The 10,650-nt window shown below is 53.3% G+C and carries 10 protein-coding genes; 7 read left to right on the top strand and 3 right to left on the bottom strand.

Annotated features, from left to right (window positions below):
- The first annotated feature begins 85 nt into the window (after nucleotides 1–85).
- Nucleotides 86–670, top strand: a complete 585-nt coding sequence (locus EHN07_RS17100; protein WP_124025242.1) for an HD domain-containing protein — start codon at nucleotides 86–88, stop codon at nucleotides 668–670.
- Here the strand turns inward: EHN07_RS17100 and EHN07_RS17095 are convergent.
- On the bottom strand, nucleotides 661–1,863 hold the full coding sequence (locus EHN07_RS17095) for an L-lactate MFS transporter (protein WP_124025241.1): 1,203 nt from the start codon (nucleotides 1,861–1,863) through the stop codon (nucleotides 661–663). The two genes, EHN07_RS17100 and EHN07_RS17095, sit on opposite strands and share 10 nt — an antisense overlap.
- 325 nt (nucleotides 1,864–2,188) lie before the next feature.
- On the opposite strand from EHN07_RS17095, the gene tag reads away from it, so the two are divergent.
- Together tag and EHN07_RS17085 are read left to right on the top strand one after the other, a co-directional pair.
- The gene (gene tag, locus EHN07_RS17090) at nucleotides 2,189–2,752 is read left to right on the top strand and encodes a DNA-3-methyladenine glycosylase I (RefSeq protein WP_124025240.1); all 564 of its coding nucleotides are present in this window, start codon (nucleotides 2,189–2,191) and stop codon (nucleotides 2,750–2,752) included.
- Nucleotides 2,749–3,189 carry an N-acetyltransferase gene (locus EHN07_RS17085; protein WP_124025239.1) on the top strand — a complete coding sequence of 147 codons (441 nt, stop codon included), beginning with the start codon at nucleotides 2,749–2,751 and terminating at the stop codon, nucleotides 3,187–3,189. The genes tag and EHN07_RS17085 overlap by 4 nt, the downstream gene beginning before the upstream one ends.
- Here EHN07_RS17085 and EHN07_RS17080 read toward each other — a convergent pair.
- Nucleotides 3,158–5,488: a molybdopterin guanine dinucleotide-containing S/N-oxide reductase gene (locus tag EHN07_RS17080; protein WP_124025238.1), complete on the bottom strand. Its 2,331-nt coding sequence runs from the start codon at nucleotides 5,486–5,488 to the stop codon at nucleotides 3,158–3,160. The genes EHN07_RS17085 and EHN07_RS17080 overlap by 32 nt on opposite strands.
- A gap of 152 nt (nucleotides 5,489–5,640) precedes the next feature.
- Here EHN07_RS17080 and EHN07_RS17075 point away from each other — a divergent pair, with 152 nt between their 5' ends.
- The 4 genes from EHN07_RS17075 (at nucleotide 5,641) to emrD (ending at nucleotide 8,729) form a co-directional block, all read left to right on the top strand.
- Nucleotides 5,641–6,303: an OmpA family lipoprotein gene (locus tag EHN07_RS17075; RefSeq protein WP_124025237.1), complete on the top strand. Its 663-nt coding sequence runs from the start codon at nucleotides 5,641–5,643 to the stop codon at nucleotides 6,301–6,303.
- Nucleotides 6,304–6,469: 166 nt separating this feature from the next.
- Nucleotides 6,470–6,769 carry a hypothetical protein gene (locus EHN07_RS17070; RefSeq protein ID WP_124025236.1) on the top strand — a complete coding sequence of 100 codons (300 nt, stop codon included), beginning with the start codon at nucleotides 6,470–6,472 and terminating at the stop codon, nucleotides 6,767–6,769.
- Nucleotides 6,770–7,206: 437 nt separating this feature from the next.
- Entirely contained in the window at nucleotides 7,207–7,296 is a 90-nt protein-coding gene (locus EHN07_RS17065; protein ID WP_124025235.1) for a type I toxin-antitoxin system toxin TisB, read from the top strand.
- Between the two features lie 248 nt (nucleotides 7,297–7,544).
- Nucleotides 7,545–8,729 (top strand): multidrug efflux MFS transporter EmrD, encoded by a 1,185-nt coding sequence (gene emrD, locus EHN07_RS17060; RefSeq protein WP_124025234.1) that lies wholly within the window; start codon nucleotides 7,545–7,547, stop codon nucleotides 8,727–8,729.
- A 112-nt stretch (nucleotides 8,730–8,841) separates the two neighbouring features.
- Here the strand turns inward: emrD and EHN07_RS17055 are convergent, their stop codons facing one another.
- Nucleotides 8,842–10,497 (bottom strand): putative transporter, encoded by a 1,656-nt coding sequence (locus EHN07_RS17055; RefSeq protein ID WP_124025233.1) that lies wholly within the window; start codon nucleotides 10,495–10,497, stop codon nucleotides 8,842–8,844.
- Between the last annotated feature and the right edge of the window lie 153 nt (nucleotides 10,498–10,650).

Raw genomic sequence — 10,650 nt, 5'->3', positions numbered from 1 at the left:
AAAATCAATTTATTGATTTCAGCCGATCGCCACAAAGAAGGAAACCACGTTTTTCCTTCTTTGTCAGCAATTTCAAGGGGTGTTTATGCTGTCTTTAGAAGAACGCGCTCGCCGATATGCCACCAAAGCTCATGCGGCTTGCGATCAGCGTCGTAAATATACCCTTGAGCCCTACATTGTCCATCCGGCAGCGGTAGTGGAACTGGTCAGGAGCATCTCCGCCGCAGAAGAGATGCTTGCAGCGGCCTGGCTGCACGACACGGTAGAGGACACAGGCTCCACACTCACCGACATTCAGCAGCATTTTGGCCCGGATGTGGCGATGCTGGTGGCGATGGTTACCAACCCTGAGCAGCGCCCTGGCACTAACCGCATGTATCGCAAACGCGCCCACTTTCTGCACACGGCAAACGCCAGCCCTGAGGCGCAAACCATCAAACTGGCCGACATCATTGATAATACGCGTGGAATTTTGCGCTATGACCCACATTTTGCCCGCGTCTATTTAATCGAAAAACGGATCCAACTGGCAGGGTTACAGCGGGGAAATGAGAGGCTAAGGGAGCAGGCCGAGGGGATTATCGAGCAGGGGATTTCACAGTTAATGATGCCGCCGTATAACGTCCCGGCGGCATGGTTTGCGGCATTAATGACGCGTTATCAGGCGTGAGCCTCTTGCAGGGCTTCTCGTGCCGGCTGGCGGATGGTGGTGGAAATAGCCAGCGACAAAATCAGCAGCGCGAAGATAACGCAGAAGGTGATATAAAAACCGCCGAAGACAGAAGCGATAATCGAACCGCAGATGCTGCCGATACCGAAGCCTAAGTAAATCACACCGTAGTTTTTAGTCAGGTTATTCAGACCAAAGAACTCGCTGACCAGGGATGGATAAACGGTGATGGTGCCGCCAAAGTTAAACGCCACACAGGCAATCGCGGCAAAGAAAGTCGCTTCGTTTAGCGGGGCGAACAGCAGCGCAGCCATACCGACTAAAGAGATAACCTGACCGAGGGTGATAACACGAATGCGGGCGATTTTATCGGACAGAATACCCAGCACCAGGCGGCCGCTCAGGTTGGCAATCGCGATAACCGTTACCGCATTCGCCGCAGACTCAGCCGTTAAATGCACCATGCCTTGCGCAATATCTTTCGCCACGCCGATGACGTACAGACCGCTCATACAGGCCGTCAGGAACATAATTGCCAGCATCCAGTACTGGGGTTTACGCATCGATTCTGCCAGGGTGTAGTCTTTTTCAGCCACGCCATTGGTTGTTTTCACTTCCTGTAATGGCGCGTCCTTCATCAGCATGGACCCCAGCAGGATCATCACCATCGCCAGAGCCCCCCAGATCATAAAGGTGTTTTCCAGGCCGACGGTCGCCAGCAAATGGCTGTCGATATATTTGAAGCCGAGGCTGCCAAGACCGTAAGAACCAATAGCAAACGCGGAAATCAGCCCTTTACGCTCCGGGAACCATTTCACGCAGTTGGACAGCGTCAGCAGGTAGCCGGCCCCATCGGCCAGGCCAACCAGCACGCCAGCACTAAGCCACAGCATCAATAAGTTATCGGAATGCGCGGTAAGGAAAAAGCCGACACCCAGCAGCACGCCTGCCGCCATCGTGACTTTACGCACGCCAAAACGTTCCTGCAATTTACCCGCCACAGAGGATGAAATCGCAAGACCGAGGCTTAATAAACCAAAGGAGAAGGCGACCTGGCTGATTGGCTCATCCAGTTTTTGTGACAGAGCGCTATTGAACAGGCTCCAGGTATAAACGGAACCCAGGGCAAACTGAGTAATAATGGTGCCGATCAGAGTTAACCAGCGAGTACGGTTGTAGCTAACGGTATTCATGGCAGATGTCCGCAAAATTTAAGAGAAATCTTCTACGGACAAGGGTAACGAAGTGCATTTTATTCCAGGAGAAAAAGGCATGAGTTGCACTCTGGCCGGAATGAAATGCCTCTGAGAGGGCATGAATGGCCAGGACAACGCCGTGGCGAGGGTAACATGGCGACCCGCTGCGTAAATTTTCGATCGTCAAAACGACTCAAGAAAAGATCCCAATCCGGAGATATTTTTATGTTTTGGCCGGGCTTGCGGATAGCCCTGAATTAACTATTGTCTTTTTATCTGGCGCGTCAAATTGACACGAGAAATTTCATCAAAGGAGAAACACATGCTGCGTTGTGGATGGGTGTCACAGGACCCGCTCTATATTGAGTACCACGATAGGGAATGGGGCGTACCGGTGAGCGACGGACAACATCTTTTCGAGATGATCTGCCTTGAAGGGCAACAGGCTGGATTGTCGTGGATAACCGTGCTGAAAAAACGCGAAAACTACCGCCGCTGTTTTAAAAACTTCGACCCTCAGGCCGTGGCCTTGCTGCAACCAGAAGATGTCGACAGGCTGGTGCAGGATGCGGGAATTATTCGCCATCGGGGGAAAATAGAAGCCATCATCAATAACGCCAAAGCCTATCTGGCCATGGAAGCCTGCGGCGAAAAATTCCCGGAGTTTGTCTGGTCGTTTGTTGATAACCAGGCTCAGGTTACGCAGGCGGCTACGCTCGCGGAAATTCCGACCACAACCCCCGCTTCCGATGCGTTATCAAAAGCGCTGAAAAAACGTGGCTTTAAGTTTGTCGGCTCCACCATCTGTTACTCATTTATGCAGGCTTGCGGACTGGTCAACGACCACGTCACTAGCTGTTTCTGCCACCCTGATAACCTGAAATGATTCGGCGTCTGCAGCCCGACGAAATGGATGAACTGATTGCCGTCTGGCTTGCCAGCACCATTCAGGCGCACCCCTTTATTAGTGAAAGCTACTGGCACGAAAGCGAGTCCATTGTGCGCAATGTCTATATTCCGCAATCGGCGACCTGGGTTTACCCGTACCAGGGTAAAATGGTGGGATTTATCAGCGTGCTGGATTCACTCTTTATTGGCGCACTGTTTGTGAGCGAGCCTTTCATCGGCAAGGGTGTTGGGCAGGCGTTGATGGAGCACGCCAAAGCGCTTTATCCCTCGCTAAGCCTTGAGGTTTACCAGAAAAATCATCGGGCAGTGCATTTCTATCATCACCAGGGTTTTCGTATTGAAGAGAGCGCCTGGCAAACTGAAACGCACCACCCGACCTGGATTATGAGCTGGCAGGCGGAGAAAACGCTGTAACCTCCGGAACCGGGCCGAGATATTTTTCGGCCCAGACTAACGACGAATTCGCCGCACAGCCATTGGCCAGCCGTGAAGTTGGAATATCGAGCGTCAGCACGTTTACCGCACCATTTTTACACAGCTTTTCATCATCCAAATCAGGCCAGGCGCCCTGGTGAATGCAGACCACGCCCGGCTTGATGCCTTCTGTTACCCGCGCGCCCACCAGCACCTGCCCACGCCGATTCCAGACCCGCACCAAATCCCCATCCGCAATGCCGCGCGCAGCGGCATCGGCCGGGTGCAGCGTTAAGGGTTCACGCCCGGCAATAGCGTATTTGTCACGCAGCGCCGCATAGTTGAGCTGGCTGTGCAGACGGTGCGCCGGGTGTGAGGAAAGCAGCTGCAGCTGGCCCGGTTCAGCATTGCCTTGCCATTCATCCGGCGCAAGCCAGGCGGGATGCGGTGGGCAATCGGCATAGCCAAAGCTGGCAATACGTTCAGAGTAAATTTCAATTTTGCCGCTTGGGGTTTTTAGGGGATTAGCCTCAGGGTCGCGGCGGAAATCAGCAAAACGGATAAAAGCGGCACTCTTTTCGTTTTCCGGCATTTCTATCAGCTGGTTAGCCTGCCAGAACTGCTCAAAATCAGGCAGGTCAACCTGCTGGGCTGCCCCGCGTTTACGGGCGATTTCATAAAATGCTTCCAGCCACTGCAGCTCGCTTTTTCCTTCCGTGAAACGCGCTTCGCCACCCTCTTCCCACAATGCGCTGAGTTGAGCAAAAACATCAAAATCATTGCGCGCCTCACCCTGCGGCGAGACGACCTGCTTCATCGGCACCAGATGCTGGTTGCTGTAATCACCGGTCATGGTTAAATCGTTACGCTCAAACGATGTGGTGATCGGCAGCACAATATCGGCGTGTCTGGCCGCCGCCGTCCAGAAGCATTCGGAAATCACCACCAGCTCTGGTTTTTGCCAGGCTTTAATCAGGCGGTGAGTGTCCTGATGATGGGTGAAATTAGCGCCCCCCGCCCACCACAGCATGCGAATATCCGGGAAGATTTTTTGCATCCCGTTATGCTGATACTCGCCGCCGGGATTTTCCAGCGCGGCAACAATTCGCGCCACCGGGATCTTTTCGACCGCCTCAATGCCATTGGCAACGGCCCCCTGCATTGAACCCAATACCGCCGCGCGCCTTGTTGGGTTACCGCCATTGGCAAAGTGATAAGACAAACCAAAACCACCGCCCGGCGTACCAATTTGCCCAAGCATGGCGGCCAGCGTCACCACCATCCAGTGCTTTTGCTCGCCATACTGCTGGCGCTGCATTCCCCAGCCGGACATCAGCATGGTGCGTTTTTCACTGAATAACCGCGCCAGATATTCGATGGTTTCCGCAGGGACAGCGCAAATTTCAGCCGCCCAGCCAGCCGTTTTGGGCTGGCCGTCAGATTCCCCCAGCAGGTAAGCGGCAAACTTGTCGTAACCGTGAGTACAGCGCTCAAGGAATAGCGTGTCGTGCCAGCCGTTTTTCACCAGCGTGTGGGCGATACCCAGCATCAACGCCACATCAGTTCCCATGTGTGGGGCAATCCACTGCGCCTTATCGCCAAAGAAATCCACCGTTTCCGAGCGCATTGGATCAATGGCGATCACCGTTTTGCCGCTGTTTTTCAGCTTTTCGAAAAACGTTATCCCTTGCTCGTCGCTGGCATTCCAGGCAATTTTCAAAGTGTTCAGCGGATTGGCGCTCCAGAGCACCACGACATCGCTGTGCTCCAGCACCAGCGGCCAGCTGGTTTGCTGCTGATAAACCTCATTGGAGCCCACCACATACGGCATGATCGCCTGCGCCGCACCGGTTGAATAATCGCCCAGATGGCCGGTATAGCCGCCCGCCAGACTCATATAACGCTGTAATAACGTCGCCGCTTTATGGAGCACCCCATTGGAGCGCCAGCCATAGGAACCGGCAAAAATAGAGGCGGCACCGTAAGCGGAACGAATTCGCTGGTGCTGCTGGTGGATCAGTTGCAGCGCCTCATTCCAGCTAATTCGCACATATTCATCATCGCCACGCACGCCTTGTGGGGCATCTGGCGAGGCCAGAAAACCTTTACGCGCCATGGGAAATTTCACCCGGGCTTTGCTGTGAACCTGATCCGGTACCGCACTTTGCAATGAGTTCTCATGGCCGCTATCTAAGGCGCCGGTTGAGGCGAAGACGCGCTCTCCGTCAGTTTCAACGAGCATCGGCCCCCAGTGGGCGGCCGTTAAGATTTTGCTGGTTGATAAAGGTGTATTAGCCAATTCGGGCTCCCGTGTAGGCAGGTGGCGACCTGAGGCCACTCAATATTGTTTACAAATTCAGACGACTCTATAGAAATTTCTACACATTCACACGGCATAATCAACCGCCGCTGAAGTTGCGGCTGAATCATTAAATTCACAAAGGAAATAAGATGAAAAAACGCGTCATGGTGATTGCCGCTCTTGTTTGCGGCACGTTAGCCGTCTCAGGTTGTACGACCAACCCTTACACCGGCGAGCGTGAAGCAGGGAAATCAGGTATCGGAGCGGGTATTGGCTCGCTGGTAGGCGCAGGCGTTGGCGCACTCTCTTCATCGAAAAAAGATCGCGGCAAAGGCGCGCTGATTGGTGCTGCCGCCGGTGCGGCTTTAGGAGGAGGCGTGGGCTATTACATGGATGTGCAGGAAGCTAAGCTGCGCGACAAAATGCAGGGAACGGGCGTAAGCGTGACGCGTAATGGCGACAATATCGTGCTGAACATGCCAAATAATGTCACCTTCGACAGCAGCAGCGCAACGCTGAAACCGGCGGGCGCAAATACCTTAACCGGTGTGGCGATGGTTCTGAAAGAGTATCCAAAAACTGCGGTTAACGTTGTCGGTTACACCGACAGCACCGGCAGCCAGCAGCTGAATATGACACTTTCCCAGCAGCGCGCTGACGGCGTAGGTAGCGCCCTGATCGCACAAGGTGTGGCTGCAAACCGGGTACGCACTTCCGGTATGGGGCCTGCGAACCCCATTGCCAGTAACAACACGGCAGAAGGTAAAGCACAGAACCGCCGTGTAGAAATTACGCTGAGCCCGCTTTCGTAATCGCTATCACTGCTATCCCTTCACTCCGACATTCGTCGGGGTGAAGCCCTCACCTCAGCGTGCGTGATACGCTACACAATCTCTGCCATTCCTGTTACGCACCATGACTCGGATGAGTAATAATGGCCATCCCCACGCTGTGTTCAGCACTGCTTCAGGAAGAAATATGGTTTATCAATACGCTCTGGTATTGCTTATCTCGCTGGCAATAAGCGGCTGCTCTTCGCAGGAGACCTCAGGCGATCGTGGGCATAAAACGCACAGTTCAGCGCAAAATGAAGGCATATTTATCCGCTCGCACTATCCCGCGCCCTATTATGGCCGCGAAAAAATGACGGCCGAACAGCGCAGGGCAATTAGCGAGCGGATACGTGCTGAAAGGCTTGAAGCGAGAGGCCGTAGCGATAACAGCACCGACAGCGGCGATGGTTTCGGGCAGTCAGTTCCCAACGGTTACTTCAACTAGCTATTTTCAACTCTCTGGATCCAGGAAAACAAAAAACCCCGCTGGTGAGGCGAGGCTTTTTGTTTTTACTGCATAGTGCTTTTACTGCTTCGCACACCAGACAATATCAACCTCCCAAATATACGACGAAACCCACAGCGGCGCAAACACTTGCTGCTTTTTCAGGCAGTCTGTAACAGGGTTGACCGGCGGGCCGTTCACATTTTTTTCATTCTTACTGTTTATTTATACAGTATAGTGGATATACTCATGGTGTTGAACGTGATGTGTTCTGAGGCCGCAAACCGCCGCGCAATTCAAGTCCTGGCTGAAACGGGTGGTGCCGTCAGTGCCTTAACCTCAGCGGAGCACATCAGACATTATCAACAAATTCGGCAGGCTACAGGCAGCGGAAAGGCTCGCCGGCTGAAAGTGCTCCTGGCCACAGGAGAAAGCGTATGGGCTTGATGGAACTGACTATTGTGTTTCTGAAACTCATGGTTGCGTTACTGCAACTGCTTGAAGTCGCCATGAAATACTTTAAGTAATTCCTGGCCTTTAAGTCGCACCAAAGGGAGGCGGGAAACCGCCTCCCTTTAATAATTTCCACTTGCCGTTTCGCTGGCAATAAAAATTGCCGTGCGAGCTTTACAGCATGCGACTTTTTCTCCTGACAAAAAGCAGTTTTGCATATGGCTTATTTTTTATTTAATGGTAGATTTCTCTCGATTATTTTTAATATCTAGTTATATAAGCTACACAAAAGCGTTATAACCACCATAAAAACCATGAGAAAATGAAAAAACTAGCCAACCTTCATCTGCTGATGATGCTCATCCTGCTGGTTGCCGTCGGGCAGATGACGCAAACCATCTATATCCCGTCAATTCCCGACATGGCTCACGACTTCGGCGTACGCAGCGGCGCAATCCAACAGGTGATGGCGGCTTATTTGCTGACCTATGGTGTCTCGCAACTCTTCTATGGGCCAATTTCAGACCGCATTGGCCGTCGCCCGGTGATCCTTGCGGGGATGAGTATTTTTATTCTCGCCACGCTATGGGCGCTGTTTACCACTCATTTAACCGCGCTGGTGATTGCCAGCGCGCTGCAGGGAATGGGGACGGGGGTTGCAGGCGTAATGGCGCGAACCATGCCGCGCGATCTCTATGAAGGTTCATCGCTACGCCATGCTAACAGCTTATTGAATATGGGGATTCTGGTCAGTCCGTTGCTGGCTCCGGTGATGGGTGGAATGCTCGATTCGGTCTGGGGCTGGCGCTCTTGTTACGCTTTCCTGCTGGCGCTGTGCGCTATTGTCGCTTTCTGCATGTTGCGCTGGCTGCCGGAAACGCGCCCAATCCAGTCCAAACCACAACGCCTTGTTGCCAGCTATAAAACCCTGTTTGGTAGCGGTTCGTTTAACTGCTATTTGCTGATGCTGGTCGGCGGGCTGGCGGGTGTGGCAGTGTTTGAAGCCTGCTCCGGCGTGTTAATGGGTGGCGTACTGGGGCTAAGTGGCGTCGTAGTCAGTATTCTGTTTATTCTGCCGATCCCGGCGGCATTTTTTGGTTCCTGGTACGCGGGTCGGCAAAATGTGCGTTTCTCTTCATTGATGTGGCAGGCGGTATTGAGCTGCCTGTTTGCCGGCATTCTGATGTGGCTTCCGGGCTGGTTTGGCGTGATGAATATCTGGACGCTGCTGGTGCCTGCCGCGCTTTTCTTCTTTGGCGCGGGCATGTTATTCCCGCTGGCGACCAGCGGCGCTATGGAGCCATTCCCGTTCCTCTCAGGCACCGCCGGGGCGTTAGTCGGCGGGCTGCAAAATATCGGTTCGGGCGCGATGGCGTGGTTTTCCGCGCTGCTGCCACAAAGCGGGCAGTTCAGCCTCGGAATGTTAATGACGGCCATGGGCGTGATGATTTTATTCTGCTGGCTACCGCTGGCATATCGTTTCCAGCAGCATGGAGAAACGGTTTAGTACGCAGATGGTGGGGTTACTAAACAATTGTGGCGGCGCTTCCTGAATCACACCTGATCGATAAAATCCATGTGACCAGCCTATGCTGGCATCAGCGTTGTACTATCAAACATCAAACCCAAAACAGCACCGCAAGGAGCTGAGGTGTGATAATCCGCAGGAACATCACCAGCGGATAAACCGTAGCGTAAGAGAGTGCGGCGGCGCCGCTGGTGGCATGTAATCCATTAGCGAAAGCCAGAGCTGGGGGATCGGTCATGGACCCCGCCAGCATGCCGCACAGCGTCAGGTAATTCATGTTAGCGAGTAGTCGTGCCAGTAAAGCGGTGGCTAACAGGGGAATACTGGTAATCAGAATGCCGTAGCCAATCCAGCTAATACCGTCGCCATGCAGCAGGGTGCCAATAAAATCACCGCCCGATTTCAACCCTACCACCGCCAGAAACAACACAATACCCAGCTCGCGCAGCGCGAGGTTAGCGCTCGGCGGCATAAACCAGTACAGCTTACCGATGCTGCCAATTCGCCCAAGAATAAGCGCCATAATAAGCGGCCCACCCGCTAAACCCAGGCGTAAAGCAACAGGGAAGCCCGGGATGAATAGCGGAATGGAGCCGAGCAGCACGCCAAGGCCAATCCCAATAAACACCGGCAACATCTGAACCTGCTGGAGTTTTTGCTGCGCGTTGCCCACTTCCGCCGCCACCGTTTCGATGGATTCCGGGCGGCCAACCAGATTCAGGATATCGCCAAATTGCAGGCTGGCATTGCTGCTGGCAACCAGTTCAACACCCGCACGATTCAGGCGCGAAATAACCACGTCATACTTTTGCTTTAAATTCAGATCGCGGATTTTTTTACCGAGGACTTTTTCATTGGTCACCACCACGCGCTCCACCCGTAAATCGGTGCCGCGCGTTGAAAGCGAGGTTTCCACCTGCTGGCCGATAACCAGTAATGCAGCGTGCAGATCCTTTTCCTGCCCGACAAGGTGCAGTAAATCCCCGGTTTGAATCACCGTTTCAGGTGCCGGCACCATCAGCAACGCTCCACGCTTAAGACGTGAACAAATAATAGTATCGCTGTTCAGTACCGGTACTTCCTGAATCGGTAATCCGTTGAGATTGGGGTTGGCGACGCAGATATTCATGGTCTGGAGATGGGCGTGAGTTTGCCCGCTGGTGCTATCAAAACGCTGGGCTTCCCGATCGATATTAATGCGAAATATCATGCGGATCAGCCACATGCTCAGCAAAATCCCACAAATCCCGAACGGATAAGCCATCGCGTAGCTCATCCCCATTTTATCGATCAATTCAGAGGGCGTGCCCAGATCGGTCAGGATTTGCTGGCCCGCGCCCAGCGCCGGGGTGTTCGTCACCGCTCCGGAGAAAATTCCGAGCACCACGGGCAAGGGAACATCAAAGATTTTATGGATAAGCGCGGTAACCAGGCCGCCAGTCGCCACAATCAGGATCGCAAAAAGGTTAAGGCGCAGGCCAGAGACCCGTAGTGAAGAGAAGAAACCAGGGCCTACCTGAATACCAATGGTATAAACGAAGAGGATCAGGCCAAACTCCTGAATAAAGTGGAGCATATCGCCATTCAGGCTAATTCCCGCCTGGCTGACGAAATGTCCCACAATAATACCGCCGAACAGCACGCCCCCGATCCCCAACCCGACGCCGCGTATTTTGATATTGCCAAGCCACAGGCCGACAACCGCAACCAGAGCCAACATGCTGACGGTTAACGCTATTCCACTCATCAAAATCATTCCCTGTGAATAACATCTTTATTTCAAGGGATTCTGGCAGAGAGAGGCAAGAGTTAATGGGGTGCAGAGCACAAAAAAAAGCCCCATAAATGGGGCCCAGACTGATGACAAACCCCATGACTTCCGCAAAACGAACATGGACCA

Origin of the sequence: Buttiauxella warmboldiae (assembly GCF_003818135.1) — a bacterium.
Classification (GTDB): Bacteria; Pseudomonadota; Gammaproteobacteria; order Enterobacterales; family Enterobacteriaceae; genus Buttiauxella; species Buttiauxella warmboldiae.
Note: the sequence above shows the minus strand (reverse complement) of the source record. Positions and strands in the feature narration are given on the sequence as shown.

Excerpts from the sequence above, each read along its gene's own strand:
- EHN07_RS17100 (WP_124025242.1), top strand. The coding sequence starts at position 86 with ATGCTGTCTTTAGAAGAACGCGCTCGCCGATATGCCACCAAAGCTCAT.
- EHN07_RS17075 (WP_124025237.1), top strand. The coding sequence starts at position 5,641 with ATGAAAAAACGCGTCATGGTGATTGCCGCTCTTGTTTGCGGCACGTTA.
- EHN07_RS17070 (WP_124025236.1), top strand. The coding sequence starts at position 6,470 with ATGGTTTATCAATACGCTCTGGTATTGCTTATCTCGCTGGCAATAAGC.
- emrD (WP_124025234.1), top strand. The coding sequence starts at position 7,545 with ATGAAAAAACTAGCCAACCTTCATCTGCTGATGATGCTCATCCTGCTG.
- EHN07_RS17055 (WP_124025233.1), bottom strand. The coding sequence starts at position 10,497 with ATGAGTGGAATAGCGTTAACCGTCAGCATGTTGGCTCTGGTTGCGGTT.
- EHN07_RS17085 (WP_124025239.1), top strand. The coding sequence starts at position 2,749 with ATGATTCGGCGTCTGCAGCCCGACGAAATGGATGAACTGATTGCCGTC.
- EHN07_RS17065 (WP_124025235.1), top strand. The coding sequence starts at position 7,207 with ATGGGCTTGATGGAACTGACTATTGTGTTTCTGAAACTCATGGTTGCG.
- EHN07_RS17095 (WP_124025241.1), bottom strand. The coding sequence starts at position 1,863 with ATGAATACCGTTAGCTACAACCGTACTCGCTGGTTAACTCTGATCGGC.
- tag (WP_124025240.1), top strand. The coding sequence starts at position 2,189 with ATGCTGCGTTGTGGATGGGTGTCACAGGACCCGCTCTATATTGAGTAC.